The sequence below is a fragment of the Streptomyces sp. NPDC085944 genome (genome assembly GCF_040686295.1).
Classification (GTDB): Bacteria; Actinomycetota; Actinomycetes; order Streptomycetales; family Streptomycetaceae; genus Streptomyces; species Streptomyces salinarius.
In genome coordinates this window covers 323,920-349,846 of record NZ_JBFBJX010000004.1, presented here as the reverse complement: position 1 = coordinate 349,846, position 25,927 = coordinate 323,920, and the positions used below count along the sequence as shown (strand labels likewise).

The window sequence follows — 25,927 nt, the reverse complement described above, 5'->3', positions numbered from 1 at the left end:
CCGGCCGGCGACTACGCGAGGGCTATTCGACCGATAATGATCATCTCTTTCGTACGACGACGAAGTCCGCGAGGGCCGTGAACATCTCCCGCACCCGGTCGGGCATGTCGACGGCGTCTAGGGCTTCGATGGCGATGGTGTGCTGGCGACGCGCCTCGTCGGCGGTCCACTCCCGCCCGCCCGCTTCCTCGATGAGGGCGGCGCGGGCCGCGAACTCCTCCTCGGAGAAGTTCGCGAAGTCACTGGCCTTGGCGTCGGCGGCGAGGATCTCGCCGAGCCGCTCGGAGGCGGGTCCGTCGGCCGCGAGGGCGGCCACGACCGGCAGCGACTTCTTGCGCTGGCGCAGGTCGCTCCAGGTCTGCTTGCCGGTGGCGTCCGGGTCGCCCCAGATGCCGAGCAGGTCGTCGACGGCCTGGAAGGCGAGGCCCAGGTGGTAGCCGTACTTCTCGAGGGTGTCGGCGGTGCGCTCGTCGGCTCCGCCGAGCACCGCGCCGACGGAGCTGGCGCAGGCGAGCAGGGCGCCGGTCTTGTTGCCCTCCATCTCCAGGCACTCCTCGACGCTGACGCGGTCGCGGTGCTCGTAGGAGATGTCCTGGGCCTGCCCGTCGATCAGGGAGCGGCTGGCCTTGGTCAGGCGGCGGGTGGCGCGGCCGGCCTCGGCGGTGCCCAGCTCCAGGAGCACCTCGTTGGCCAGCGCGAACAGGGCGTCGCCGACCAGGATGGCCTGGGCGGGGCCGTGCACCTTCCAGACGGTGTCGCGGTGGCGGCGCTGTTCGTCGCCGTCCATCAGGTCGTCGTGCAGGAGGGAGAAGTTGTGCACCAGTTCCACGGCCACCGCGCCGGGCACGCCCACCTCGGGCGCGGCGCCGGTGACCTCGGCGGAGAGCACGGCGAGCGCGGGCCGCACGGCCTTGCCGCCGTCGCCGTCAGCGGGGTTGCCCTGGGCGTCGATCCAGCCGAAGTGGTAGGCGGCGACGGTGTCCATGGGAGGGGCCAGGCGGTCGACCGCCGCCCGCAGGACCGGCGTGGCCAGGGTCCGGCCGCGCTCCAGAAGCGCGGTCACGTCCACCGTGGTCCGTCGATCGGCCGTCGGGGCCGGGGGCACAGTGGGCACAGTCTTTCCTCCAGTTGCGGTGCCGGGAGTGCGGGAGTCGGTCCCGCGCGGATCGGCTTTCACGCCGCCTCCTCGAAAAAATCGGGGAGGAGGCCGCGGGACCGGCCCAGGGCGCCGAGCGCGGCGGCCGCCGCCCCGACACCGCTGCGAACCGCACTCTCCATGGTCGCGGGCCACCCGGTGGCGGTCCACGCTCCGGCCAGGTAGAGGCCGGGTGCCTTGGTGCGGGCGCCGGGCCTGAGGCGGCCGACGCCGGGGGCGGGGGCGAACGTCGCGGTGCGCTCCCTGGTCACGAAGAAGTCCTTCACCTCGGCGCCCCGGGTACGCGGCAGCAGCCGCTCCAGTTCGGGCAGATACCGCTCGCGCAGCGCGGCCACGGGCTCGTCGATCTCGTTCTGCGCCGTCGACTGGGACAGCGCCAGGTACTGACCCTCCTTCAGTCCGGAGGCCTCGGTGCGGTCGAACACCCACTGCACTGGGGTGCCGAGCGCCGTGAGGAACGGTGTGGCGAGCACCTTGCGGTCGTAGATCACGTGGACGTTGAGGATCGGGGCGGTGCCGATCCGCAGAAGATTTTCCGGGCCGTCGAGCGCACCGTCCGGCAGCAGGTCGTGGGCCTCGCGCTGGGGTACGGCGAGGACGACGGCGTCCGCTTCGAGCGTCTCCCCGGGAACCTGCACGCTCCAGCCGCCGTTCCCGTTTGCAGAGACGGAGGTGACGCGTGTACGGACCTCGGTACGGACGCCCGCGGAGTCGAGCGCCTTGCGGGCCAGCCGGTCGTGCAGTTCGCCCAGCGGGACGCGGGCCCACCCGATGTCGGCCGCTGCCGGGTCGGACAGCAGACCGGTCTTGAACACCATCGCGGCAAGCCCCAGGGAGGCGTCGCCCGCGACCGCGTTGAGGGTGGCGACCCCGACCAGGTCCCACAGGGCCTCGACGGCGCGCGCCGACTGACCGTGCGCGGTCAGCCAGCTGCCGAAGTCCTGGGTGTCCAGGGCCGGATCGTCGAGGTCGAGCCCCTTGAGCGCGAGCGCGGCACGCCCCACCGAGGCGCGTTCGGCGAGGGAGAGGTGCGGGTAGGTCGCCAGGCTGCGCCCCAGATGCAGGGGCACGGGCAGCGCGTCGCGCCGCAGTCTGCCGAGCCGGTTGCCCTCACTCCTGGCCAGGTCGACCACGGGCACGTCGAGACGGTCCTGCACCGGTGCGAGCGCCGCTCCGCCGATCCGGTCGAGGAACCACCGGTAGGCGGTGCAGCAGCGCAGGTACACGTGCTGGCCGTTGTCGACGGTGAGGTCGCCGCGCTGGAAGGAGAAGGCGAGTCCGCCGAGCCGGGGACGTCCTTCGAGCAGGGTGACGCGCACGCCGGCGTCGGCGAGGGCGAGCGCGGTGGTGACCCCCGCAAGTCCGCCGCCGACCACGACGGCATGCCGGCCGGGCCCGGAGACCGGGGCGTCCGCGAGCACTCCGCCGTCGCGCGTGCCGTTGCCCTGCGTCATGGTGCGCCCTTCCCTGTCCGGCCGCCGTGGTGTTTGAACGGCGTACGGCCGACCGTCTCAGTCAGGGACGCCGACCGCCACCGGAGGGTTGCCCGCCGCTGCCCGCCGCCGGTTCTGTGCGGGTCCCGGGTGTCGAGTGTGCCCGGTGTGTCCATCAGGCGCGCCTCCTGACGGTCCGCCGGGTGACGTGCCGGGCGTCGAGGCCGGACAGGCCGCGCACGGCGACGTACGCCTTCTCGCGTCCGGGCAGGGAGACCCGGCCGCGCAGCACGGCCTCCGGGTCGCGCTCGATGCGGTCGAGGAGGCGGCGGTAGATGCCGGCCATGGCGGCCACGCAGGCGCCGCTGCGCCGGTCGAGCATGGGCAGCAGCCGGTAGCCCTCGGCGAAGAGGGCACGGGCCCGGCGCACCTCGAAGTGCACGAGCCCCGCGAAGTCGGAGTCCTCGGGCGGTGCCGGCCCGTCGAACCCGGCCGAGCAGCCGAACTTGGCGAGGTCGTCGGCGGGCAGGTAGACACGCCCGCCCTCGGCGTCCTCCCGGACGTCGCGCAGAATGTTGGTGAGCTGCAGCGCGAGCCCGAGCGTGTCGGCGTACTCGGACGCGCGCTCGGCGCCGCGCGCCCCCGGTTCGGTGCCGAACACGCCGAGCGAGAGGCGTCCGATGGCGCCCGCCACGCAGCGGCAGTAGACCTTCAGGTCGTCCCAGGTCTCGTAGGTCTCGCCGCGCAGGTCCATCTGGACGCCGTCGATCAGCTCGTCGAGGCCGCCGAGCGGGATCGGAAACCGCCGTGCCGCGTCGGCGAGGGCGACCGCGACCGGGTCGGTGTCGTCCTCGTCGACCGCGCCGTCCTGGATCCGGGCGAGCACGGCCCGGGTCTCGTCCAGCCGGGCGGCCTTGACGTCGTCCGCCAGCACTCCGTCGCCGATGTCGTCGACGCGGCGCGAGAACGCGTACAGCGCGGACATCGCCCGCCGCTTGGGCGTGGGCAGCAGCCGGATGCCGTAGGCGAAGTTGCGCGCCTGCTGACCGGTGACGGCCTCGCAGTAGCTGTAGGCGGCGAGCACCGGTGCCGGCATGTTCGCTGACGACTCCACGGACCCGATCACCCCTCTCCTCGCAGAACCACGCCCGCCTCGCGCAGCAAGGGGACCTTGCCTGACTTGGGCGGGCCGGGAAGTACGTCGTGGTCCGCCGCGGCGATCGCGCGCAGCGCCGCCCTGCCGCCCGCCACGAACCCCGCGAGGAGCAGTCGCAGCCTGCCGTGGACGCTACCCACGAGGGGGGCTCCTTCATTCAGCAGGTCGCGGGCGCGGGCGGCCTCGTAGGCGATCAGTGCCCGCACGGAAGCGTTCGCGGTGGGAGCGGCGAGGTCGCTCTCCTGGACGTGGAAACGTTTCATGTCCTCGGCGGGCAGGTAGATCCGGTCCCGGCCGAGGTCCTCGGCGACGTCCTGGAGGTGCTCGACGATCTGCAGGGCGGTGCAGATCTCGTCGGAGCGGCGGATCCGTTCGGGGGTCGAGGTGCCGGTGACGGCGAGGACGAGCCGGCCGACCGGGTTGGCGGACAGCTCGCAGTAGGCGAGGAGGTCGTCGTAGGTCTCGTACCGTGCGACGAGCTGGTCCTGGCGGTTGGCGGCGATCAGGCCGAGGAAGGGCTCGGGGGTCAGCGCGCGGCGGCGCACGGTGGGGACCAGGCGGCGCAGCAGCGGGTGGCGCGGGGTGCCGTCGAAGACCCGGTGCAGGTCCTCCTCGAAGGCGTCCAGCATCAGCAGCCGGTCGTCGGCGCGGTCCTCGGGGACGCCGAGCAGTCGGGCGTCGGCGCCGCCGGGGGCGAGGTCGCCGTCGCCGATGTCGTCGACGAGGCGGGCGAAGCCGTACACGGCCATGAGGTCGGTGCGCCAGGCACGGGGCAGGAAGAAGGGGGCGACGGGGAAGTTCTCGTCGGCGGCCTTGGCGAGGGTGCTGTGCGCAGGGTCGACGGCGCGCCCCGTCCCGGTGGCCGTCATCGGGGGCTGCCCTGGGCGGGGACGGCGCACGCCTCGGGGAGCCTGGGAGTTTCCGTAGCCATTGCCGTCACATCTCCCGTTCTACACTGCCGACCCAATACACACTATTTCGGACACGCCGCCCTGCCACCTGCGCGGCAGGCCCGCTTGAGGGTGTCGGGCATTATCGCCCCATGTGCCGCGTTTCAGGACCGGTACAGCTTACGTTGTACAACTCACGGGCGTCCGTCGGGGTGCACAGCGCATCACAACAACACACCGATTGGCTTCAAGATTCCTGAGAACGCGAGGAGTTGACGTTTCCTTTGCAGACGCGGGGCCCCGCCGGAACAGATGCGGCGGGGCCCCGGCGTGTCGGGCTACTTGCCCGTGAACTTCTCGTACTCCTTGAGCACCTCGTCGGTCGGGCCGTCCATGCGCAGCTCGCCGCGCTCCAGCCACAGGACCCGGTTGCAGGTGTCTCGGATGGACTTGTTGTTGTGGCTGACCAGGAAGATGGTGCCGGCCTTCTTCTTCAGTTCCCGGATGCGCTCCTCGGAGCGGGTCTGGAACTTGCGGTCGCCGGTGGCCAGGGCCTCGTCGATCATCAGGACGTCGTGGTCCTTGGCGGCGGCGATGGAGAAGCGCAGCCGGGCGGCCATGCCGGAGGAGTAGGTGCGCATCGGCAGGGTGATGAAGTCGCCCTTCTCGTTGATGCCGGAGAAGTCGACGATCTCCTGGTACCGCTCCTTGATCTGCTCGCGGGTCATGCCCATGGCCAAACCGCCGAGGATGACGTTGCGCTCGCCGGTCAGGTCGTTCATCAGGGCGGCGTTCACGCCGAGCAGGGAGGGCTGGCCGTCGGTGTAGACCTTGCCGCGCTCGGCGGGCAGCAGGCCCGCGATGGCCCGCAGCAGCGTCGACTTGCCGGAGCCGTTGGAGCCGATCAGGCCGATGGCCTCGCCCCGGTAGGCGGTGAAGGAGACGCCGCGCACGGCGTGCACCTTGCGCACGCCCCGTTCCTCGCCGCGCTTGAGAATGCGGCTCAGGGCCGCGGTGGCGCTGCCCTTGCCGGTCCTGGCGCCGTTGACGCGGTAGACGATGTGCAACTCGTCCGCGATGACCGTCGGCACCCGCTGGTCCTGCTGCTGCTCAGCCACGGCCGTACCTCTCCTCCGCCTTCCAGAAGTACACGAAGCCGCCCACGGCGAGGACCACGGCCCAGCCGAGCCCGACCGCCCACACGTGCGGCGGCAGGTTCTCGGAGCCGTACCCGTCGATCAGCGCGAAGCGGATCAGGTCCATGTAGACGGCGGCCGGGTTCCACTGGAGCACGTCGGCGAGCCAGGCCGGCTGGTCCTCCAGCATGATCGGGATGGAGAACATGACGCCCGAGGCGTACATCCAGGTCCGCATGACGAACGGCATCAGCTGGGCCAGGTCCGGCGTCTTGGCCCCCATGCGGGCCACGATCAGCGCCAGCCCCGTGTTGAACAGGAACTGCAGGACGAGCGCCGGGATCACCAGCAGCCAGGACAGCGAGGGGTAGCTGCCGAAGCCGATGACCACCGCGAACAGGACGATCATCGAGGCCAGCAGCTGCTGGAGCTGCTGGAGCGCGAACGAGACGGGCAGCGAGGCCCGAGGGAAGTGCAGCGCCCGCACCAGTCCGAGGTTGCCGGAGATGGCGCGCACGCCCGCCATCACGGAGGACTGGGTGAAGGTGAAGACGAACACACCCGTCACCAGGAACGGGATGTACACGTCCTTGGGCATGCCCCTGCCCGCGTTCAGGATCAGACCGAAGATCGCGAAGTAGACGAACGCGTTCAGCAGCGGGGTGGCCACCTGCCACAGCTGGCCGAGCTTGGCCTGGCTGTACTGGGCGGTCAGCTTCGCCTGGGAGAAGGCGAGGATGAAGTGCCGCCGCCCCCAGAGCTGACGGACGTACTCCACGAGGGAAGGTCTGGCACCGCTCACGGTCAGCCCGTACTTGGCGGCGAGCCGGGCCGGTGTGAGGCCCTCGTCGGGCGACACGGGCTTGGTCATGGCGACCGTGCCGTCGTGCGTTGTCTCACTCACTGGTGGATACTTTCGTCTTCGAAATGCTCGGCCCCGCGGGCCTGGCGCGGACTTGGACCTGCTGGCCCTCCGGCCGGAGGGCCGGAACGCTCTCGGTACGAGCTTGTCAGATCACCGGGGGGCGGCCCAGCCGGGTCAGGCGCCACACCGTACGCCACCGCATGGGCCGGCGCGGACCGCACGGGGTGGCCCAGCCCTCGCGGAAGCCGCCGAACCAGGCCTTGAGCGCGGGTCGCGACGGGCGGCGCAGCAGGGTGAGCGCCATCCATACGCCGAGGTAGACCGGGATCAGGAGCGCGGGGAGGTTGCGGCGGGCGAGCCAGACGCGGTTGCGGGCGACCATGCGGTGGTAGACGGCGTGCCGGGAGGGCGCGGTCGTGGGGTGGTTCAGCACCATGTCGGACCGGTAGTCGATCGTCCAGCCCGCGTCGAGGGCCCGCCAGGCCAGGTCGGTCTCCTCGTGCGCGTAGAAGAAGGCGTCCGGCAGCCCGCCGACCTGGCCGAGGACGCGGGTGCGCACCGCGTTGGCGCCGCCGAGGAAGGTGGTGACCCGGGAGGAGCGCATCGGGTCGGAGGCGCGCAGCCGCGGGACGTGCCGGCGCTGGGTCTCGCCGGTGTCCGGGTCGGCGATGCGGAAGCTGATGATGCCCAGGTCGTCGTCAGCCGCGAACGCCTGGCGGCACAGTTCGGCGGTGTCGGTGCGGGCGAGCAGGCCGTCGTCGTCGAGGAAGAGCAGGATGTCGACGTCACTGCCGCCGGGGCCGAAGGCCTCGATGCCGACGTTGCGGCCGCCGGGGATGCCCAGGTTCTCGGGCAGCTCGACGGTGCGCACGCCGTCCGGCACCTCGGGTACGGGCGCGCCGTTGCCGACCACGACGACCTGGACCGGGTCGCCGTCCTGCCCCGCGACCGAGTCGAGCAGGGCCCGCAGTTCCTCGGGGCGGTTGCCCATGGTGATGACGACGGCACCGACCTTCATGGGCGCGCTCACTTCAGCCTGCTGGAGGCGAGGATGGACACCAGGTGCAGCAGGGTCTGCAGCAGCGCGATGCCGGCGAGTACGGCGGTGCCGAGGCGGGTGAAGAACAGGTCGCCGCGCGCCTGGTCGACGATGGCGAGGACCAGGATCAGCAGGGACGCCTCGATGCCGAGGATCAGCCGGTGAAACTTGAGCGCCCCGGCGGCCCGGCGGGCCAGCGCCATGCCGGAGGAGCGGATCTCGGACGCGGCCTCCTTGACCGGGGGCATCCCGTTCTGGTGCCGGGCGACGCCCACCAGGTCGGTCTCGGCCTTGATCAGGATGGCGCCGAGCGCGGCCAGGGTGCCGAGGAAGGCCCACAGCCAGTCGATGCGTCCGGTGCCCCAGATGTCGGCGGCGCGCAGGCCGAGGCCGACCAGGACGGCGGCGTCGGTCAGGTAGGCGCCGACGCGGTCCAGGTAGACCCCGCCGAGCGAGTACTGCTTCCGCCAGCGCGCGATCTCGCCGTCGACGCAGTCGAGGAGCAGGTACAGCTGGACCGCGACCACGCCGAGCACGGCGCCCCAGACGCCGGGCACGAGCAGCGCCGGGGCGGCGAGCACGCCGCAGACGGTCATCAGGTACGTGAGCTGGTTGGGCGTGATCCTGGTGTTCACCAGGTAGCGGTCGATCCGCAGCGAGACCTCGCGCATGTAGAGGCGTCCCGCCCAGTGCTCACCGCTGCGCCGGTCCTTGACTCCCGCGGGATGGACGACCGGGCGTAGTTCAGCTACCGATGGCCTTGACATAGTCGGCGTACAGGTCCTTGATCTGGTCGGTTTTCAGGTCGAGGTGCTCGAGGATCGTGTAGCGGCCGGGCCGCGTCTGAGGGGCGAACTCCACGGCCCGGAAGAACTCCTCGGGCGTGAACCCGATCTCCTCGGGCAGCACCGGCAGCCCGTGCCGCCGCAGGACCTCGGCCATCTGGGTGGACTCTTCGTGGGCCCCGCGCAGGAACATCGCGAAGGCCGCGCCCAGGCCGCACTGCTCGCCGTGGGAGGCCGCGCGGGTGGGGAAGAGCAGGTCGAAGGCGTGGTTGATCTCGTGGCAGGCGCCGGAGGCGGGCCGCGAGTCGCCGGAGACCGACATGGCGATGCCGGTGAGGACCAGTGCCTCGGCCAGCACCTGGAGGAAGTCGTTGTCGCCGATGCCGCCGGGGTGCCGGAGCACGGCCTCGCCGGCCTGGCGGGCCATCGCGGCGGCCAGGCCGTCGATCTTCTCGCCCTTGACCCGGTTGGCCAGTTCCCAGTCCGCGATCGCGGAGACGTTGGACACGGCGTCGCCGATGCCGGCGCGCACGAAGCGGGCCGGGGCGGCGCGCACCACGTCCAGGTCGATGACGACGGCGATCGGGTTCGGCACGCCGTAGGAGCCGCGGCCCGCGTCGTTGTCGAGGGTGGCGACCGGCGAGCACAGTCCGTCGTGCGCGAGGTTGGTCGGCACGGCGACCAGCGGGAGGCCGATGCGCGCCGCCGCGAACTTGGCGCAGTCGATGATCTTGCCGCCGCCGAGGCCGACGACCGCGTCGTAGTGGCCGCCCTTCATGGCGCCGGCCAGTTTGATCGCGTCGTCCAGCGTGCCGCCGCCGACCTCGAACCAGTCGGCGCCGGGCAGCGACGGGGCGACGCGCTCGCGCAGCCGGGCGCCGGAGCCGCCGCTGACGGCGACGGCGAGCTTGCCCGAGTGGGAGATGCGTTCGTCGGCGAGTACGCACCCCAGGTCGTCGAGGGCACCCGCGCGGATGTCCACGACGACCGGCGACGGGATGAGCCTCGTCAGTACTGGCACGCGATCTCCCTGCCCTTGGCGAGGTCGTCGTGGTTGTCGATCTCGACCCACTTGACGTCGCCGATCGGGGCCACGTCGACCTTGAAGCCGCGGTTGACGAGCTCCTGGTAGCCGTCCTCGTAGTACAGCTGCGGGTCGCGCTCGAAGGTGGCCTTCAGCGCGTCGGCCAGGTCGGCGGCGGCCTCGCCCTCGATGAGGGTGACGCCGATGTACTCGCCGCTCGCCTCGGCCGGGTCCATCAGCTTGGTGATGCGCTGGACACCCTTGTCGGGGTCGACGACGACCTTCATCTCCTCCTCGGCGAGGTTCTTCACCGTGTCGAGGGCGAGGATGATCTTCTTGCCGTCGCCGCGGGCGGCGAGCAGGGTCTTCTCGACGGAGACCGGGTGCACGGTGTCGCCGTTGGCGAGGATCACGCCGTCCTTGAGGGCGTCGCGGCCGCACCACAGGGAGTAGGCGTTGTTCCACTCCTCGGCCTTGTCGTTGTCGATCAGGGTGAGCTTGACGCCGTACTTCTGCTCCAGCGCCTCCTTGCGGTCGTACACGGCCTCTTTGCGGTAGCCGACGATGATCCCGACCTCGGTCAGGCCGACCTCGGCGAAGTTGGCCAGCGTCAGGTCCAGGACCGTGATGCTGTCCTCCGCGCCCTCGGGGCCGACCGGCACCAGTGCCTTGGGCAGGGTGTCGGTGTAGGGGCGCAGACGGCGTCCGGCGCCGGCCGCCAGCACGAGGCCGATCATGCGGGTTCTCCTTCGTCGTGTACGGCGGGTGCGCCGACCTTGTGGGCGGCGACCCAGAAGCGGATGCTCTCGACGAGCACCACGAGTGCCACGGCCACGGCGAGGACCGTGAGCGCGAGCTTGAACTGTGGGGCGGTGAGCAGCGCGGCCAGCACGCAGATCACCAGCGTGCGGCCCTCGTGCCCGCCGATCGTCCGCACCAGCCACTGCGGCGGCGCGCCCGCGTCGCCGCGGATGCGGTAGACCGTGTCGTAGTGATGGTAGGCGACCGCGGCCACCAGCCCGAAAGCCGCCGGAAGGGCCCCGTTCACGTCGGCCTTCGCCGCCAGGAACAGGACGGTGAGGTATTCGGCGGCCCGGAAGAACGGTGGGACCAGCCAGTCGAGGGCGCCCTTGAGGGGGCGGGCGACGGCGAGCGCGGAGGTCAGCAGGTAGCCGATCGCGGCGACGAGCGGCCAGGGGCCGCCGAAGTCGGTGAGCGCGGCGGTGGCGACGACGGCGGCGCCGCCGAGGAGGGCCACGGCGGGCGCGGTGATCGCGGGCAGCCGGCGGGCCGTGCCGCGCAGCACCCTGGCGGCGGCCTCGGCGAGCGGTCCCGAGTCGGCGAGGTCGGCCAGCGCCTTCGCCGCCCGGTCGGTGCGGGTGGCCCTGCGGGTCAGCGAGCGCAGCACGCGGCCGGCGGTGGTGTAGGTCGCGGAGAACGCGCAGCCGATCAGCAGCGCGTAGAAGGTGATCCGGGGCGTGGTGAGCGCGGTCAGCACGGCGATCATGGCCCAGCGTTCGCCGATCGGCAGCACGATCATGCGGCGCACCCAGACCGTCCAGCCGACGCTGTCGAGCTTGTCGGAGAGGGCGGCGGTGGGGCTGGCCAGCGACACTTTGCCGAGCGCGGTGGCGTCGTGGTTGGCCTCGTTGAAGGAGAAGTCCACGACGTGCCGGCCGGTCTGGAGGATCATCGCGCCGAGGGCGAGGGCCCATACGTCGTCCCCGCCGCGGGCGGCTCCGAGGGCGAGGCCCGCGTAGTAGGCGTACTCCTTGGCGCGGTCGAAGGTGGCGTCGAGCCAGGCGCCGAGCGTGGAGTACTGCAGGGAGTAGCGGGCGAGCTGTCCGTCGGTGCAGTCGAGGACGAAGGAGGCGATGAGCAGCACGCCGGCGGCGACGAAGCCGCCGCGGGTGCCGGTGGCGGCGCAGCCCGCCGCTATGAGCGCGGTGATCAGCGAGGCGGTGGTGACCTGGTTGGGGGTCAGTCCGCGGCGCGCGCACCAGCGGGCGATGTAGCGGGAGTACGGGCTGATGAAGAAGGTGGTGACGAAGCCGTCGCGGGCCTTGACCGCCGACTTCAGGCGTACGGCCTCGTCGTCGACGGCGGCGACGGCCTGCCGTGCCTCGTTGCGGGCCTGCGGGTCGGCGGGGACGGCGGCGACGAGGCTGCCCAGCTCGGGGCGGTGCACGTCGGCGCCGTCGGCGTCGAGGGCGGCGGTGATCCGGTCGGCGAGGCTGTCCACGGCGAGCACGGTGCCGCCGCCGGCGCAGTTCTCGCGGGCCAGCGCGCGGGCCAGCGCCTGGCGGGCGGCCGGCTGGGCGGTCACGGCGCCCGGGATCGCGGCGAGCGGGAAGCGGGGGTCGGTGAGGCCGAGGCGCAGGGCGTGCGGGTGGCCCACGAAGCGGGCGTCGACCACGGCGACCCGGTGCTCGCCCGGGACGCGGGCCAACAGGGTCTCGGTGTCGGCGGCGCCGGAGGCGAGGTGCACGTCGAAGCCCAGGGACCGCAGCTCGCTCTCGATCGACGAACCGGGGACCGGCTGACCGGTGAGGATGGCGGTCGGCAACCGAACTCACTCCCTGGTGCCGGCGCCTGGGCGCCGGGCCTGTGCATGGTGGAGCGCCCGTGCCTGGGGCACCCGGGCGGCATGTCGGCAGAGGTTATCGGATGCCGGGAACGCCGTGTTCACCGCCCGTTTCACGGTCGGTCGACGCCGCTTGCACCCGCCTTCGCCGCGATCATCATCGTGGATCCGGGGCCCGCCCCACAAACCGCGCTCCCAGACCGGGCATCGCGGACATCGCAGAGTGTCTGCGGTCGTTCGCACAGGGTCAGGGCGGCCCTGCGTGGACGCTGCCGCCCTTCGGCGGACGCGAGGCTTCCGAATGCCCCGAGACGCCTTGACCTGCATGACGTTTTCGCAGGTCAAGGCAGATGACAACGGTGTTCAGTGCCGCGTTGCCCGATACCCCCTACCCGTAGTTGACTGTCATCCGGGCACCGGAGGCCGGACGCCCTTTCGGACAAGGGGGCGGCTTTCTCATGGGGGCTGGGCACGATCACGGGCACGCGCACGGCGGGGACGCAGGCGGGACGGTGACCGCCGCGTACCGGGGCCGGCTGCGGGTGGCGCTGGCGATCACCCTCACGGTCATGGTCGTCGAGATCGTCGGCGGTCTGGTCGCCGACTCGCTCGCACTGATCGCCGACGCCGCGCACATGGCGACGGACGCGCTGGGGCTCGGCATGGCTCTGCTGGCCGTCCACTTCGCGAGCCGCCCGCCGAGCGACCGCCGCACCTTCGGCTACGCCCGCGCCGAGATCCTGGCCGCCCTGGCCAACTGTCTGCTGCTGCTCGGGGTGGGCGGCTACGTCCTGTACGAGGCGATCGACCGGTTCATCACGCCGGCCGACACCGCGGGCGGGCCGACCGTCGTCTTCGGTGCGATCGGCCTGGTGGCGAACATGGTGTCGCTGTCGCTGCTGATGCGCGGCCAGAAGGAGAGCCTGAACGTGCGGGGCGCCTTCCTGGAGGTGGCGGCGGACGCGCTGGGATCCCTGGCGGTGATCGTCTCGGCGCTGGTGATCGTGGCCACCGGCTGGCAGCCCGCCGACCCCATCGCCTCGCTGCTCATCGGCCTGATGATCGTGCCCCGTACCGTGCGACTGCTGCGCGAGACCCTGGACGTGCTGCTCGAGGCGGCTCCCAAGGGCGTGGACATCGCCGAGGTGCGCGCCCACATACTGGCCCTCGACGGGGTGGAGGACGTGCACGACCTGCACGCCTGGACCATCACCTCGGGCATGCCCGTGCTGTCGGCGCACGTGGTGGTGGACGGCGAGGCGCTGAGCGCGATCGGTCACGAGAAGATGCTGCACGAGCTGCAGGGCTGCCTGGGCGACCACTTCGACGTGGAGCACTGCACCTTCCAACTGGAGCCGAGCGGGCACGCGGAGCACGAGGCTCGGCTGTGCCGTTGAGGCGGGGCGTCCCGTCGCACGGGGGACAGGGGGCGCGTACGCACTGGTACGCGCCGCTGAACACCCGCGTCCGCGTCCGGCCCGCAGCCATGCCCTCCCGGGCACGGCGGACTCGGGGGTTCCCGGGGGGGTGACGCCGGGAACGATCTTCCATCGGACCCCTGCTCGGTGTCCGGCCGGCCGCCTCCGGTGCCCGTACGGTCACCCGGGACATGCGCGTGTGCCGGGAAGTGCCGAGAGTGCCGGATTCGTACGGCACACTTGGGGCGCGAGGACCGATGTGAAGGATGGGTATGCCGATCACTCCTGCCACCGCGACGCCCAGCTCGTCGAACGGCACCGCAGACGCGATTTTGCTGGAACTGGTCGACGAGAACGGCGTGACGATCGGCACCGCGGAGAAGCTCTCCGCGCACCAGCCGCCGGGGCGGTTGCACCGCGCCTTCTCCGTGTTCCTCTTCGACGAGCGGGGGCGGCTGCTGCTCCAGCAGCGGGCGCTGGGCAAGTACCACTCCCCCGGTGTGTGGTCCAACACCTGCTGCGGTCACCCCTACCCCGGCGAGGCGCCGTTCGCTGCGGCGGCCCGGCGGACGTACGAGGAGCTGGGGGTGTCGCCCTCCCTGCTCGCCGAGGCGGGCACGGTGCGCTACAACCACCCCGACCCGGCCTCGGGGCTGGTCGAGCAGGAGTACAACCATCTGTTCGTCGGTCTGGTGCAGGCCGAGCTGCGTCCGGACCCGGAGGAAGTGGCGCAGACGGCCTTCGTCTCCGCGGCGGAGCTGACCGAGCGGCACGCGAAGGACACCTTCTCGGCGTGGTTCATGACGGTGCTCGACGCGGCCCGGCCGGCCGTCCGCGAGCTGACGGGCGCGTCCGCGGGCTGGTGACGGGACTCCCGCCGCGGGGACGTCCCCGCGGCGGGCATCGCACTGCGCGGCGTCCTGCCGCAGAACGTCCTACCGCGGCGTGTGCTTGAGCGGCAGGGCGGCCCAGATCACCTTGCCGCCGCTCGCGGTGTGGGCGACGTCGCAGGCCCCGCCCGCCTCCCGGGTCATCTCGCGGACCAGGAGCAGGCCGCGCCCGCCGGTGCGGCCGTGGTCGGTCTCCAGGGCGGTCGGGCGATAGGGATGGTCGTCCTCCACGGCCACCCGCACCCACTCGGGCCCGACGGCGACCTCCACCGCGAGCGCCGGCGAGAGCACCGCCGCGTGCCGGACCGCGTTCGTGACCAGTTCCGAGACGATGAGCAGGAGGGCCTGCGTGACGTCGTCGGAGACCGGCACGCCCTGCCGCGTCAGCAGGTCGCGCACGGCGTGCCGGGCCTGCGGCACCGAGGCGTCCACGGCGGGGGCGGTGAACCGCCAGACACCTTCGTACGGCAGCGGCCCGGTGGGCCCGGTCTCGTCCATGGTCCGGTCGCCACCCCTGGGCTCGATTGTCACCACACCCCTGAGTGTTGGTAACGCGCCGGGCCGCACCCGGGGGCTGAACACAAGTCAGCGAATATCGAGCGGTTTCTGATCGTTGGCGCATGACACGCGACCATTCCTGTCCCGCCTGCTCACCGGCCGCCCGGCCGCCCGGGGCGGAGGGCCGGTGGATAGCATCCGGTTGCATGGAGCCGCAGCTGCTGCACCGGGTCGCCGACTCGGTCGCCACCGTCGTCGTCCACCACCCGGCCAAGCGCAACGCCATGACGGCCGCGATGTGGCGGGCGCTGCCCCGCCTGCTCGACGACCTGGCCGCCGATCCGGAGGTGCGGGCGGTGGTGCTCACCGGTGAGGGCGCGACGTTCTGTGCCGGGGCCGACATCTCGACCCTGCGCGAGTCGGCGCAGGAGGCGCAGGAGCTGGCGGTACAGGCCGAGGAGGCCCTCGCCGCGTTTCCCAAGCCGACGCTGGCGGCGGTCCGGGGGCACTGCGTGGGCGGCGGGGCGCAGTTGGCGGCGGCCTGCGATCTGCGGTTCGCCGAGGAGACGGCGCTGTTCGGGGTGACCCCGGCCAAGCTGGGAGTCGTGTACCCGGCGTCCGCGACCCGGCGGCTGGTGGCACTGACCGGGCCCGCCACCGCGAAGTACCTTTTGTTCAGCGGGGAGTTGATCAACGCCGCGCGGGCGCTGCGCACCGGCCTGGTGGACGAGGTGCTGCCGGAGGGCGAACTGGGCAAGCGGGTGGCGGAGTTCACCCGGGTGCTGGCGTCCCGTTCGCTGCTGACGCAGTGCGCGGCGAAGGAGTTCGCGAACGGACGCACCGACCGGGACGCCCACTGGACCGCGCAGGCACGCGGCAGCGGCGACACCGCCGAGGGCGTCGCCGCCTTCCTGGAACGCAGGCAGCCGCGCTTCGGCTGGAGCGGGCCTACGTCAGGATGAACCGGCTCCGGCCGCGGAACTCCTCGACGAGGTGCGCGGGCGCCTTGGCCGGGGATCCGGCGTCGTAGGGCGGCTGGGGGTCGTACTCGGTCAGGAGCTGCACCGCCTGCGCGTGCTCGTCGCCGGCGATCCGGCCGAGCGGGGTCAGTCCCATGTCGATGTGCGCCGGGTTCGGGCGCCATACCGAGGATTCTTCGCCCACCGCGGGACGGCCGCAATGACGAGAATCCCACCATTCCTGCCATGCCTCGCACGGGCCCGCGGCACGTACTGAGCGGTTGGTAACGTGCGTGGCATGACAACTGCCGCGATCGACGCACGCGCGGGCCGCCGCTGCCACAACGCGCTCAACTCCCTGCACTCGACGCACTACTTCTCCCCCGACCTGGGCCGTGAGCTGGGCGCCCTCGGGGTCACCGACGCCCCGGCGGTCAACTTCGCGGTGCGGGCCGCCGCGCTGGGCCCGGTCGGCGCCGGCGCCGTGACGGCGACGTTCTACAACTACCAGCACGACCTGGTCGCCCGGCACGTGCCCGCCGTGTGGGAGAAGGTCACGCCGGAGCAGGCGCTGGCGGCACGGCTGCGTGCCGTGGACGCGACGCTGCGCCGGCTGCTGGGCGAGGAGGCCGTGGCGTCGGCCGGAATGGCGGAGGCGGCCGACCTGGCCCTGCGCGCCGCCGCGGGCTGCTCGCGCGGCGCCCGCCCGCTCTACTCGGCCCACGCGGACCTGCCCGTGCCAAACGCCCCGCACCTGGCGTTCTGGCACGCGGCGACGCTGCTGCGCGAGCACCGCGGCGACGGTCACCTCGCCGCGTTGGTGACCGCGGGCCTGGACGGTCTGGAGGCACTGGTGACGCACACCGCGACCGGCAAGGGCCTGGCACCGAAGTGGGTCTTCACCACCCGGGGCTGGACCCGGGAGGAGTGGGACGCGGCCGTCGGACGGCTGCGCGAGCGCGGGCTGGTCGACACGGCCGGCGAGCTGACCGAGGAGGGCACGGCCCTGCGCGAGGGGGTCGAACGGGAGACGGACCGGCTGGACGCGGCCCCCTACGCGCATCTGGGGGCGGAGGGCGTGGCACGCCTGACGGAACTCGCGTCGGCCTTCGCGCGTACGGCGCTCGGTGCGGGTGCCTTCCCGGCGGACCTGCTCGCAGGGCGCTGACGCCGCCGGGCCGACGACACGCCCGGGCGTGCACGGGCGCACACAGAGCGGCGTACGGGCGGGCATACGGCGCCGGTACGGAGGTACCCGTACGGCTCCCGGCCTGGGCGGCCGGGAGACGAAAGGGGCAACTCGTGTTCCGTGCCGTCGCAGACGTACTGCGCCAGATCGGTGGCGCAGTCGCCACCGTGGTGACGCTTCCCTTCCGGGCCCTGGCCCGGCTGTTCGGCGGGGCATCGTCCAGCACCCGGGGCCGCCGGGTCTGATCCCGGCCGTCTCCCCACCGGTTTCGGTCTCCGGGACGGCGCCCTGATCCCCGATTGTCGTCGCCACCTGCCACAATTGCCGCGCAACCTCAGTGAGAAGGCGGTACGGGATCGTGACGACACCCGACGTAGGGTCCATCGAAAGCAGGATCGCCGACGAGCTCGGCGTACGGGAGCGGCAGGTGAAGGCCGCCGTCGAGCTGCTCGACGGCGGCTCGACGGTGCCCTTCATCGCCCGCTACCGCAAGGAAGCGACCGAGATGCTCGACGACGCGCAGCTGCGCACGCTCGAGGAGCGGTTGCGCTATCTGCGGGAGCTGGAGGAGCGGCGGACGGCGATCCTCGACTCGGTTCGCGAGCAGGGCAAGCTCACCGAGGAGCTGGAGGCGCGCATCCGCACGGCGGAGACCAAGGCGCGCCTCGAGGACGTCTACCTGCCGTTCAAGCCGAAGCGGCGCACGAAGGCGCAGATCGCGCGAGAGGCGGGACTCGAACCGCTCGCCGAGGGCCTGCTCGCCGACGCGTCGGTGGACCCGCCGGCCGCGGCGGCCGCGTTCGTCGACGCCGACAAGGGCGTGGCCGATCCGCAGGCCGCACTGGACGGGGCGCGCTCGATCCTCACGGAGAAGTTCTCGGAGGACGCCGACCTGATCGGCGAGCTGCGCGAGCGGATGTGGGGGCGCGGGCGGCTCGCGGCCAGGGTGAAGGACGGCAGGGAGGAGGCGGGCGCCAAGTTCGCCGACTACTTCGACTTCGCCGAGCCGTTCACCGAACTGCCCTCGCACCGTGTGCTCGCGATGCTGCGCGGCGAGAAGGAGGACGTGCTCGATCTCGTCCTGGAGCCCGAGGAGCCCACCGAGGGCCCGTCGTCGTACGAGGCGATCGTCGCGAGCCGGTTCGGGATCGCCGACCGGGGCAGGCCCGCCGACAAGTGGCTGGTGGACACCGTCCGTTGGGCCTGGCGCACCCGTATCCTGGTCCACCTCGGCATCGACCTCAGGCTGCGCCTGCGCACCGCGGCGGAGGACGAGGCGGTGAACGTGTTCGCCGCCAACCTGCGCGACCTGCTGCTGGCCGCCCCGGCCGGCACCCGCGCGACGCTCGGCCTCGACCCCGGTTTCCGTACCGGCGTGAAGGTCGCCGTGGTCGACGCGACCGGCAAGGTCGTGGCCACGGACGTGATCCACCCGCACGTGCCCGCCAACCGCTGGGACGAGGCGATCGCCAAGCTGGCGCGGCTGGCGAAGGAGCACGCGGTCGAACTGGTCGCCATCGGCAACGGCACGGCTTCCCGCGAGACCGACAAGCTCGCCGGGGAACTCATCTCCAAGCACCCGGAGTTGAAGCTCACCAAGGTGATGGTGTCCGAGGCGGGCGCCTCCGTGTACTCGGCCTCCGCCTTCGCCTCCCAGGAGCTCCCCGACATGGACGTCTCGCTGCGCGGCGCGGTGTCGATCGCCCGGCGGCTGCAGGACCCGCTGGCCGAGCTGGTGAAGATCGACCCGAAGTCGATCGGCGTCGGCCAGTACCAGCACGACCTCTCCGAGGTCAAGCTGTCCCGCTCGCTGGACGCGGTGGTCGAGGACTGTGTGAACGGCGTGGGGGTGGACGTCAACACGGCCTCCGCGCCGCTGCTGGCCCGGGTCTCCGGCATCACCTCCGGGCTCGCCGAGAACATCGTGGCGCACCGGGACGCGAACGGACCGTTCACGTCGCGGACCGCGCTGAAGAAGGTGTCGCGGCTCGGCCCCAAGGCCTACGAGCAGTGCGCGGGCTTCCTGCGGATCCGGGGCGGCGACGACCCGCTGGACGCGTCCAGTGTGCACCCCGAGGCGTACCCCGTGGTGCGGCGGATGGTGAAGACCGCCGGGCAGGAGGTGGCCGGCCTGATCGGCAACACGTCGGTGCTGCGGTCGCTGAGGCCGGACCAGTTCGTGGACGAGACGTTCGGTCTGCCGACGGTCACGGACATTCTGCGGGAGCTGGAGAAGCCCGGGCGCGACCCTCGGCCCGCCTTCAAGACGGCCACCTTCAAGGAGGGTGTGGAGAAGATCTCCGACCTGGCCTCCGGGATGGTGCTGGAGGGGGTCGTCACGAACGTCGCCGCGTTCGGGGCGTTCGTGGATGTCGGTGTGCACCAGGACGGGCTCGTGCACGTGTCCGCGATGTCCAGGACGTTCGTGAAGGATCCGCGGGACGTGGTGAAGCCCGGGGACATCGTGAAGGTGAAGGTGATGGACGTCGACATTCCGCGGAAGCGGATCTCGTTGACGTTGCGGCTGGACGACGAAGCGGCTCCGCAGGGGGAGCCGAAGAAGGAGCGGGGCGGCAGGCCGCCTCGGCAGCGGCAGCAGCGGCAGGGTGGCTCCGGGGGCGGTAAGGGCCGGTCTTCGTCGGCGCCTGCTGCGTCCAACGGGGCGATGGCGGACGCGTTGCGGCGGGCCGGGTTGGCATAGGTCTCCGGCGGCTGCGACGGGGTGGGTTACGCGGGCCGGCGCGGCACGGGTGCCGCTGCGCCCACCCGTGCCGCCCTGGGGGCACCTCCCAGGCCGTTCGGGCCCTGGAGGAGGCACGACTGCCGCCGGCTAGCGTTCTGTGACCTTGCCGTCCGTTACCTCCAGGCGGCGGGTCACGTGTACCGCGTTCAGCATGCGGCGGTCGTGGGTGACGAGGAGGAGCGTGCCCTCGTAGGCGTCCAGGGCCGACTCGAGTTGCTCGATGGCCGGCAGGTCGAGGTGGTTGGTCGGCTCGTCCAGGACCAGGAGGTTGACGCCCCGGCCCTGGAGGAGGGCGAGGGCGGCCCGGGTGCGCTCGCCGGGTGAGAGGCTCGACGCCGGGCGGGTGACGTGATCCGCCTTGAGGCCGAATTTGGCCAGCAGGGTGCGGATCTCCGCCGGTTCCGTGTCGGGGACGGCGGGGCGGAAGGTGTCCAGCAGGGCCTCGGGGCCGTGGAACAGCTCGCGGGCCTGGTCGACCTCGCCGAGCAGGACGCCGGAGCCGAGCGCCGCGTGCCCGGCGTCGAGCGGGACCCGGCCCAGGAGGGCGCCGAGGAGCGTGGACTTGCCCGCGCCGTTGGCTCCCGTCACCGCCACCCGGTCCGCCCAGTCGATCTGGAGGGAGACCGGGCCGAGCACGAAGTCGCCGCGCCTGACCTCGGCGTCGCGCAGGGTGGCGACGACCGCGCCCGAGCGGGGTGCCGACGCGATCTCCATCCGCAGCTCCCATTCCTTGCGCGGTTCCTCGACGACCTCCAGGCGTTCGATCATGCGCTGGGTCTGACGGGCCTTCGCGGCCTGTTTCTCGCTGGCCTCGCTGCGGAACTTGCGGCCGATCTTGTCGTTGTCGTTGCCCGCCTTGCGCCGGGCGTTCTTGACGCCCTTGTCCATCCAGGCGCGTTGCGTCTGGGCCCGGTCCTGGAGGGAGGCACGCTTGTCGGCGTACTCCTCGTACTCGTCGCGGGCGTGCCGGCGGGCCACCTCGCGCTCCTCCAGGTACGCCTCGTAGCCCCCGCCGTAGAGGTTGATCTGCCGCTGGGCGAGGTCGAGTTCGAGGACCTTGGTGACGGTGCGGGTGAGGAACTCGCGGTCGTGGCTGACGACGACGGTGCCGGCGCGCAGGCCGGTCACGAAGCGTTCCAGGCGTTCCAGGCCGTCCAGGTCGAGGTCGTTGGTCGGCTCGTCGAGGAGGAAGACGTCGTAGCGGGACAGAAGGAGGGAGGCGAGGCCGGCGCGGGCGGCCTGGCCGCCGGAGAGCGAGGTCATCGGCTGGTCCAGGTCGACGGTCAGGCCCAGCGCCTCGGCGGTCTCCTCCGCCCGGTCGTCGAGGTCCGCACCGCCGAGAGCCAGCCAGCGCTCCAGCGCACTCGCGTAGGCGTCGTCGGCGCCGGGGGCGCCGTCGACCAGGGCCTGGGTGGCCTCGTCCATGGCACGCTGGGCGTCGGTGACGCCGGTGCGGCGGGCCAGGAACTCCCGAACGCTCTCGCCGGGGCGGCGCTCCGGCTCCTGCGGAAGGTGACCGACGGTGGCGGAGGGCGGGGACAGGCGCAGCTCGCCCTCCTCCGGTGTGGTCAGCCCGGCGAGCATCCGCAGGAGGGTGGACTTGCCCGCGCCGTTGGCCCCGACGAGGCCGATCACGTCGCCGGGTGCGACGACGAGGTCGAGCCCGGTGAACAGGGAGCGGTCGCCGTGGCCGGCGGCGAGGTCTTTGGCGACGAGGGTGGCAGTCATCAGACCGTAGATCCTAGTCGCGGCCGGGCGTCCGCTCGGCCGGGCCGGCGGCGGGACCGCTCCGGGCGCGGTCAGGGGCGTTCGGTTAACGTCCTGGTGTGGAAAGCGAACTGGATGGCGAACTGACCGGTGAAGTCGTCGTGGTCGGCGGCGGGGTGATCGGGCTGACGACGGCCGTCGTGCTCGCCGAGCGGGGCAGGCGGGTGCGGCTGTGGACCCGGGAGCCCGTCGAGCGGACCACCTCGGTGGTCGCGGGCGGCCTGTGGTGGCCGTACCGGATCGAGCCGGTCGCGCTGGCGCAGTCGTGGGCGCTGCGTTCCCTGGACGTGTACGAGGAGCTGGCGGCGCGGCCCGAGCAGACCGGCGTGCGCATGGCCGAAGGGGTGCTCGGCGAGACCGGCCTGGACGAGGTGGGCGCGTGGGCCGCGGCCCGGCTGCCGGGTCTGCGCGCCTCGACGGCGGCGGAGTACGGCGGCTCCGGGCTGTGGGCTCGGCTGCCGCTCATCGACATGTCGGCCCATCTGCCGTGGCTGCGGGAGCGGCTGGTGGCCGCGGGCGGCACGGTGGAGAACCGTGCGGTGACCGAGCTGGCCGAGGCGGACGCGCCGGTCGTGGTCAACTGCACCGGTCTGGCCGCCCGGGACCTGGTGCCGGACCCGGCCGTACGGCCGGTGCGCGGGCAGCTGGTCGTCGTGGAGAATCCCGGCATCCGCACCTGGCTGGTCTCGGCCGACCCCGACTCCGGTGAGACGACGTACTTCCTTCCGCAGCCCGGCCGGCTCCTGCTGGGCGGGACGGCCGAGGACGACGTCTGGTCGACCGAGCCGGACCCGGCGGTCGCGGAGGCCATCGTGCGGCGGTGCGCGGCCCTGCGGCCCGAGATCGCCGGGGCGCGGGTGCTCGCACACCGAGTGGGTCTGCGGCCGGCCCGGAACGCGGTCCGGCTGGAGCGCGGGACGCTGCCGGACGGGCGGCGGCTCGTGCACAACTACGGCCACGGCGGCGCGGGCGTCACCGTGGCCTGGGGCTGCGCGCAGGAGGCGGCCCGGCTCGCCTCCTGACGCGGTGGTCCGGTCCCGGCCGGCCGGGGTCAGTCCTTGTGGTGCTTGCCGATCGGGTCGCCCTCCACGGCGGTGCCGGGGCCGGGGCCGATCCGGATCTCGAAGTCGCCCTCGTACTGCTTGTGGCCCTCGATGACCGCCAGTTCGACGGCTTCGTTGGCCATCTCGCCGCGCACCATGAGCGGGTCGCGGCGCAGGTCGCGCATGAGGGCGACGCACATGAAGATCATCACGATGACGAAGGGCGCCGCCGCGAGGATCGTGAGGTTCTGCAGCCCGGTGAGCGCGTCCGCCTCGCCGCTGCCGATCAGCAGCATGATGGCCGCGACGGCGCCGGTCACCACACCCCAGACGACGACCACCCAGCGGCTGGGTTCGAGTGCGCCCTTCTGCGAGAGCGTGCCCATCACGATGGAGGCCGCGTCGGCGCCCGAGACGAAGAAGATGCCGACGAGGATCATCACCAGCAGGCTGGTCGCGGTGGCGATGGGGTACTGCTGGAGCACGCCGAAGAGCTGCCCCTCCGGGGTCGAGTCGTCTCCCAGCCGGTTCTGCTCCTGGAGCCGCATCGCGGAGCCGCCGAAGATCGCGAACCAGATCAGGCTGACCGTGCTGGGCACCAGGATGACGCCGCCGATGAACTGGCGGATCGTCCGGCCGCGGCTGATGCGGGCGATGAACATGCCGACGAAGGGCGTCCAGGAGATCCACCACGCCCAGTAGAAGACGGTCCAGCTGCCCAGCCAGTCCGCGACCTCCTTGCCGCCGCTGATCTCGGTGCGGCCGGCCATCTGGGGCAGGTCGCCGAGGTAGGCGAAGACGGACGTCGGCAGCAGGTCGAGGATGAGGATGGTGGGGCCCGCGACGAACACGAAGACGGCGAGGAGCAGGGCCAGCACCATGTTGGTGTTGGACAGCCACTGGATGCCCTTCTCGACGCCGGAGATGGCGGAAGCCACGAACGCCACCGTCAGCACCGCGATGATGCCGACGAGCAGCCCGGTGCTGACCTTGTCCATCCAGTCGAGCTTCTCCATGCCGGAGCCGATCTGCAGCGCGCCGAGGCCGAGGGAGGCCGCGGAGCCGAAGATCGTGGCGATGATGGCCAGGATGTCGATGACCCGGCCGCCGGCGCCGTTGGCGTGCTTCTCGCCGATGAGCGGGGTGAACACCGCGCTTATGGTCTGCCTGCGGCGCCTGCGGAAGGTGCTGTAGGCGATACCGAGACCGACCACGGCGTAGATCGCCCACGGGTGGAGCGTCCAGTGGAACAGGGTGGTGGCCATGGCCGTGGCCATGCGGTCGCCGGAGTCGGCGGGGCTCGTGCCGGGCGGAGGCGTGGTGTAGTGCGCGAGCGGCTCGCTCACGCCGTAGAACATCAGACCGATGCCCATGCCCGCGCTGAACATCATGGCGACCCAGGACACGGTCCGGAACTCTGGTTCCTCGCCCTCGGCACCGAGGTGGATGCGGCCGTAGCGACTGGCCGCGAGCCAGAGGGCGAAGACCACGAAGCCGGAGGCGGCCAGCGTGAACGCCCAGCCTCCGTTGTGGAGCAGACCGCCGAGCATGCTGCTGGAGACGTCCTCCAGCGAGTCGGTGGCGGCCGCGCCCCAGATGACGAACGCCACCGTGAGGACGGCCGTGACGCCGAAGACGACGCGGTCGGTCCGGGGCCTGCGCTCGTGCCCCGGCAGGCCCGCTTCCGAACCCGGGAGCGTGCCTCTTTCGTGCTCTTCCTTGTCGCTTGGTCGGTCCTGCGTCACAGGCGGCACCTTTCCAGTGGATGAGGCCGAAAATACCCGTCCGCTAGGCCCATACCACGTTAGACGCGGAACTCACCCTTTCGGCGGTGGATATCGGGGTGACCGGCAGTCACACGGCGTGCCGCGGGTGGTTCATGTCGGCCGGACGACGATCGTGTGACCAGGGTGGCCGTGGACACGACAGCGCACCGGGGGCTGAACAGGCTCCGAACAGACTTCGTGGCCCTACCACTTGGAGCTTTCGTGCACCGCAGAATCTTCGTGCCGGGCGCACTCGGCGCCGCCTCCCTCATGCTGGCGATCCCGGCGTCGGCGGCGGCCCACTCCCCCGGCGCTCCGGGCATCGGCGACCCCTACTACCCGGCCTACGGCAACGGCGGATACGACGTCTCGCACTACGACCTGCGGCTGAAGTACCAGCCGGCCACCGACCGGCTCGAGGGAACGGCGACGATCCTGGCCCGCACCACCGCGGACCGGTCGCGGTTCAACCTCGACTTCCTGCTGGACGTCGGCGAGGTACGGGTGAACGGCGCGAAGGCGTCGTTCACGACCTCGGGCGAGCACGAGCTGGAGATCACCCCGAAGAAGCCCCTGGACAAGGGCGCGCCCCTCACCGTGGTCGTCCGCTACAGCGGGGTGCCGTCGTCGAAGCTGGCGTACGGCTTCACCAGTTGGCACCGCACCCCGGACGGAGGCGTCGGCGCGGTGAAGCCCGGTGACCCCGGCCCGGAGAACCAGTTCGACGCCGCCGTCTACGACCGGGGCGCGCTGGCCCTCCAGGCGCTGCGCAGCGAGGTCGGGGACGAGGACTTCTTCGCGGTCCTGAAGGGGGGGGCCCGCGAAGCACGCCTACGGCAACGCGTCGGTCGCGGACTTCCAGAGGTACGCCGAGGAGGTGTCGGGCGAGCCGCTGGCCGCGCTGTTCGACACCTGGCTGTTCCAGCCGTCGAAGCCGGACGCGCCGACGGCGCACACCGAGTCGCTCGCGAAGACGTCCGAGGCGTCCAAGGGGTCCGAGGCCCCCGCGCAGCCCCGCTCGTGGCGGAAGATCGCCGCGACGAACGACGTGCACGAGCACTGAGTCGCGGACCGTCCTAGGCGGCGTCCCCGTGGTCGTAGACGGTCACGGGGACGCCGCGCCGGGCGAGGCGGTCGGATATGAGCGGCTCGACGCGGGACCACTTGCCCCCGGCCAGGCCGCAGCCTATGCGGGGCATGTGCACGGACGCCTCCAGCTCGGCGGCCCTGTCGGCTACGCGGCCGAGAGCGGTGCCGAGGGCCTCGTAGCGCACGGGGACGCCCTTGCTGCCGGTCCTCGTACCGCGCTGGCCGATCATGTTGGCCACCCACACGTACGGCTCGACCCGGACGAACTGGACCGCGCCCAGTGCGAAGTCGTTGGACGCGCGGTCGCGGTGCCAGGCGCGGTAGGCCGCCTCCGGCTCGGGCCAGCGGCGGGAGACGGCCAGGACGAAGCCCTTGCCCCAGCCGCCCAGGTCGTTGCAGACGTGGGCGATCACCTTGACGCCCTTGACCGACGGCGCGGTGGCGTCACCCCGGACATACCTGATCTCCGACATGACGCCACCGTAGGGGCCACCCCT

At 72.1% G+C, this 25,927-nt stretch carries 23 protein-coding genes and 2 pseudogenes; 8 read left to right on the top strand and 17 right to left on the bottom strand.

Features of this window, described 5'->3' with window-relative positions:
- Positions 1–40 precede the first annotated feature (40 nt).
- The 12 genes from AB0P07_RS10200 to AB0P07_RS10145 form a co-directional block, all read right to left on the bottom strand.
- Positions 41–1,105 carry a polyprenyl synthetase family protein gene (locus AB0P07_RS10200; protein WP_365548147.1) on the bottom strand — a complete coding sequence of 355 codons (1,065 nt, stop codon included), beginning with the start codon at positions 1,103–1,105 and terminating at the stop codon, positions 41–43.
- Between the two features lie 68 nt (positions 1,106–1,173).
- Complete coding sequence (hpnE, locus tag AB0P07_RS10195; RefSeq protein WP_365547784.1) at positions 1,174–2,610, bottom strand: hydroxysqualene dehydroxylase HpnE; 1,437 nt, start codon at positions 2,608–2,610, stop codon at positions 1,174–1,176.
- Positions 2,607–2,765, bottom strand: coding sequence for a DUF6380 family protein (locus AB0P07_RS10190; RefSeq protein ID WP_365547781.1), 159 nt, complete (start codon positions 2,763–2,765; stop codon positions 2,607–2,609). The genes hpnE and AB0P07_RS10190 overlap by 4 nt, the downstream gene beginning before the upstream one ends.
- Positions 2,765–3,685, bottom strand: coding sequence for a presqualene diphosphate synthase HpnD (gene hpnD / locus AB0P07_RS10185; RefSeq protein ID WP_365547778.1), 921 nt, complete (start codon positions 3,683–3,685; stop codon positions 2,765–2,767). The genes AB0P07_RS10190 and hpnD overlap by 1 nt, the downstream gene beginning before the upstream one ends.
- Positions 3,686–3,711: 26 nt before the next feature.
- The gene (gene hpnC, locus AB0P07_RS10180; RefSeq protein WP_365547776.1) at positions 3,712–4,614 is read right to left on the bottom strand and encodes a squalene synthase HpnC; all 903 of its coding nucleotides are present in this window, start codon (positions 4,612–4,614) and stop codon (positions 3,712–3,714) included.
- Between the two features lie 359 nt (positions 4,615–4,973).
- Complete coding sequence (locus tag AB0P07_RS10175; protein ID WP_365547773.1) at positions 4,974–5,753, bottom strand: ABC transporter ATP-binding protein; 780 nt, start codon at positions 5,751–5,753, stop codon at positions 4,974–4,976.
- Positions 5,746–6,675, bottom strand: coding sequence for an ABC transporter permease (locus AB0P07_RS10170; protein ID WP_365547770.1), 930 nt, complete (start codon positions 6,673–6,675; stop codon positions 5,746–5,748). The genes AB0P07_RS10175 and AB0P07_RS10170 overlap by 8 nt, the downstream gene beginning before the upstream one ends.
- A 106-nt stretch (positions 6,676–6,781) precedes the next feature.
- A complete protein-coding gene (locus tag AB0P07_RS10165) occupies positions 6,782–7,654 on the bottom strand; it encodes a glycosyltransferase (protein WP_365547767.1) in 873 nt (290 codons plus the stop codon).
- Positions 7,655–7,662: 8 nt separating this feature from the next.
- Positions 7,663–8,442 (bottom strand): CDP-alcohol phosphatidyltransferase family protein, encoded by a 780-nt coding sequence (locus AB0P07_RS10160; protein ID WP_164418023.1) that lies wholly within the window; start codon positions 8,440–8,442, stop codon positions 7,663–7,665.
- Positions 8,420–9,481: an iron-containing alcohol dehydrogenase family protein gene (locus tag AB0P07_RS10155; protein ID WP_365547764.1), complete on the bottom strand. Its 1,062-nt coding sequence runs from the start codon at positions 9,479–9,481 to the stop codon at positions 8,420–8,422. The genes AB0P07_RS10160 and AB0P07_RS10155 overlap by 23 nt, the downstream gene beginning before the upstream one ends.
- Positions 9,469–10,221, bottom strand: coding sequence for a phosphocholine cytidylyltransferase family protein (locus AB0P07_RS10150; RefSeq protein WP_365547761.1), 753 nt, complete (start codon positions 10,219–10,221; stop codon positions 9,469–9,471). The genes AB0P07_RS10155 and AB0P07_RS10150 overlap by 13 nt, the downstream gene beginning before the upstream one ends.
- Entirely contained in the window at positions 10,218–12,050 is a 1,833-nt protein-coding gene (locus tag AB0P07_RS10145) for a DUF5941 domain-containing protein (RefSeq protein WP_365547759.1), read from the bottom strand. The genes AB0P07_RS10150 and AB0P07_RS10145 overlap by 4 nt, the downstream gene beginning before the upstream one ends.
- 476 nt (positions 12,051–12,526) lie before the next feature.
- Here AB0P07_RS10145 and AB0P07_RS10140 point away from each other — a divergent pair, with 476 nt between their 5' ends.
- Both AB0P07_RS10140 and idi read left to right on the top strand, forming a co-directional pair.
- Positions 12,527–13,465 carry a cation diffusion facilitator family transporter gene (locus tag AB0P07_RS10140; protein WP_365547756.1) on the top strand — a complete coding sequence of 313 codons (939 nt, stop codon included), beginning with the start codon at positions 12,527–12,529 and terminating at the stop codon, positions 13,463–13,465.
- Positions 13,466–13,758: 293 nt separating this feature from the next.
- A complete protein-coding gene (gene idi / locus AB0P07_RS10135) occupies positions 13,759–14,352 on the top strand; it encodes an isopentenyl-diphosphate Delta-isomerase (RefSeq protein ID WP_365547753.1) in 594 nt (197 codons plus the stop codon).
- A 69-nt stretch (positions 14,353–14,421) separates the two neighbouring features.
- Here the strand turns inward: idi and AB0P07_RS10130 are convergent, their stop codons facing one another.
- Positions 14,422–14,874, bottom strand: a complete 453-nt coding sequence (locus AB0P07_RS10130) for an ATP-binding protein (protein ID WP_365548144.1) — start codon at positions 14,872–14,874, stop codon at positions 14,422–14,424.
- A gap of 206 nt (positions 14,875–15,080) precedes the next feature.
- On the opposite strand from AB0P07_RS10130, the gene AB0P07_RS10125 reads away from it, so the two are divergent.
- Positions 15,081–15,836 carry an enoyl-CoA hydratase/isomerase family protein gene (locus AB0P07_RS10125; protein ID WP_365547751.1) on the top strand — a complete coding sequence of 252 codons (756 nt, stop codon included), beginning with the start codon at positions 15,081–15,083 and terminating at the stop codon, positions 15,834–15,836.
- Here the strand turns inward: AB0P07_RS10125 and AB0P07_RS10120 are convergent.
- Positions 15,823–15,996, bottom strand: a pseudogene (locus AB0P07_RS10120) (DJ-1/PfpI family protein); the annotation flags it as partial. The gene AB0P07_RS10125 and the pseudogene AB0P07_RS10120 overlap by 14 nt on opposite strands.
- Before the next feature lie 135 nt (positions 15,997–16,131).
- Between AB0P07_RS10120 and AB0P07_RS10115 the strand changes: the two are divergent.
- The 3 genes from AB0P07_RS10115 (at position 16,132) to AB0P07_RS10105 (ending at position 19,723) form a co-directional block, all read left to right on the top strand.
- Positions 16,132–17,001, top strand: a complete 870-nt coding sequence (locus AB0P07_RS10115) for a hypothetical protein (protein WP_365547749.1) — start codon at positions 16,132–16,134, stop codon at positions 16,999–17,001.
- A gap of 134 nt (positions 17,002–17,135) precedes the next feature.
- Positions 17,136–17,267 (top strand): LPFR motif small protein, encoded by a 132-nt coding sequence (locus tag AB0P07_RS10110; RefSeq protein ID WP_365547746.1) that lies wholly within the window; start codon positions 17,136–17,138, stop codon positions 17,265–17,267.
- Between the two features lie 113 nt (positions 17,268–17,380).
- On the top strand, positions 17,381–19,723 hold the full coding sequence (locus AB0P07_RS10105; RefSeq protein ID WP_365547743.1) for a Tex family protein: 2,343 nt from the start codon (positions 17,381–17,383) through the stop codon (positions 19,721–19,723).
- Positions 19,724–19,852: 129 nt separating this feature from the next.
- On the opposite strand, the gene AB0P07_RS10100 is transcribed toward AB0P07_RS10105, so the two are convergent.
- Positions 19,853–21,493 carry an ABC-F family ATP-binding cassette domain-containing protein gene (locus tag AB0P07_RS10100; protein WP_365547740.1) on the bottom strand — a complete coding sequence of 547 codons (1,641 nt, stop codon included), beginning with the start codon at positions 21,491–21,493 and terminating at the stop codon, positions 19,853–19,855.
- Positions 21,494–21,591: 98 nt separating this feature from the next.
- On the opposite strand from AB0P07_RS10100, the gene AB0P07_RS10095 reads away from it, so the two are divergent.
- On the top strand, positions 21,592–22,554 hold the full coding sequence (locus AB0P07_RS10095) for an FAD-dependent oxidoreductase (RefSeq protein WP_365547737.1): 963 nt from the start codon (positions 21,592–21,594) through the stop codon (positions 22,552–22,554).
- 29 nt (positions 22,555–22,583) lie between these two features.
- Here AB0P07_RS10095 and AB0P07_RS10090 read toward each other — a convergent pair whose 3' ends face one another.
- Positions 22,584–24,320, bottom strand: coding sequence for a BCCT family transporter (locus AB0P07_RS10090; RefSeq protein WP_365547734.1), 1,737 nt, complete (start codon positions 24,318–24,320; stop codon positions 22,584–22,586).
- Between the two features lie 243 nt (positions 24,321–24,563).
- Here AB0P07_RS10090 and AB0P07_RS10085 point away from each other — a divergent pair.
- Positions 24,564–25,404: pseudogene (locus tag AB0P07_RS10085) on the top strand (hypothetical protein).
- Between the two features lie 13 nt (positions 25,405–25,417).
- Here AB0P07_RS10085 and AB0P07_RS10080 read toward each other — a convergent pair.
- Positions 25,418–25,903, bottom strand: coding sequence for a macro domain-containing protein (locus AB0P07_RS10080; protein WP_365547731.1), 486 nt, complete (start codon positions 25,901–25,903; stop codon positions 25,418–25,420).
- Positions 25,904–25,927 lie beyond the last annotated feature (24 nt).

Bases quoted from the DNA above. Each gene is read 5' to 3' on its own strand.
- hpnE (WP_365547784.1), bottom strand. From the start codon at position 2,610: ATGACGCAGGGCAACGGCACGCGCGACGGCGGAGTGCTCGCGGACGCC.
- AB0P07_RS10190 (WP_365547781.1), bottom strand. From the start codon at position 2,765: ATGGACACACCGGGCACACTCGACACCCGGGACCCGCACAGAACCGGC.
- hpnD (WP_365547778.1), bottom strand. From the start codon at position 3,685: ATGCCGGCACCGGTGCTCGCCGCCTACAGCTACTGCGAGGCCGTCACC.
- hpnC (WP_365547776.1), bottom strand. From the start codon at position 4,614: ATGACGGCCACCGGGACGGGGCGCGCCGTCGACCCTGCGCACAGCACC.
- AB0P07_RS10165 (WP_365547767.1), bottom strand. From the start codon at position 7,654: ATGAAGGTCGGTGCCGTCGTCATCACCATGGGCAACCGCCCCGAGGAA.
- AB0P07_RS10160 (WP_164418023.1), bottom strand. From the start codon at position 8,442: ATGTCAAGGCCATCGGTAGCTGAACTACGCCCGGTCGTCCATCCCGCG.
- AB0P07_RS10150 (WP_365547761.1), bottom strand. From the start codon at position 10,221: ATGATCGGCCTCGTGCTGGCGGCCGGCGCCGGACGCCGTCTGCGCCCC.
- AB0P07_RS10140 (WP_365547756.1), top strand. From the start codon at position 12,527: ATGGGGGCTGGGCACGATCACGGGCACGCGCACGGCGGGGACGCAGGC.
- idi (WP_365547753.1), top strand. From the start codon at position 13,759: ATGCCGATCACTCCTGCCACCGCGACGCCCAGCTCGTCGAACGGCACC.
- AB0P07_RS10130 (WP_365548144.1), bottom strand. From the start codon at position 14,874: ATGGACGAGACCGGGCCCACCGGGCCGCTGCCGTACGAAGGTGTCTGG.
- AB0P07_RS10125 (WP_365547751.1), top strand. From the start codon at position 15,081: ATGGAGCCGCAGCTGCTGCACCGGGTCGCCGACTCGGTCGCCACCGTC.
- AB0P07_RS10115 (WP_365547749.1), top strand. From the start codon at position 16,132: ATGACAACTGCCGCGATCGACGCACGCGCGGGCCGCCGCTGCCACAAC.
- AB0P07_RS10100 (WP_365547740.1), bottom strand. From the start codon at position 21,493: ATGACTGCCACCCTCGTCGCCAAAGACCTCGCCGCCGGCCACGGCGAC.
- AB0P07_RS10080 (WP_365547731.1), bottom strand. From the start codon at position 25,903: ATGTCGGAGATCAGGTATGTCCGGGGTGACGCCACCGCGCCGTCGGTC.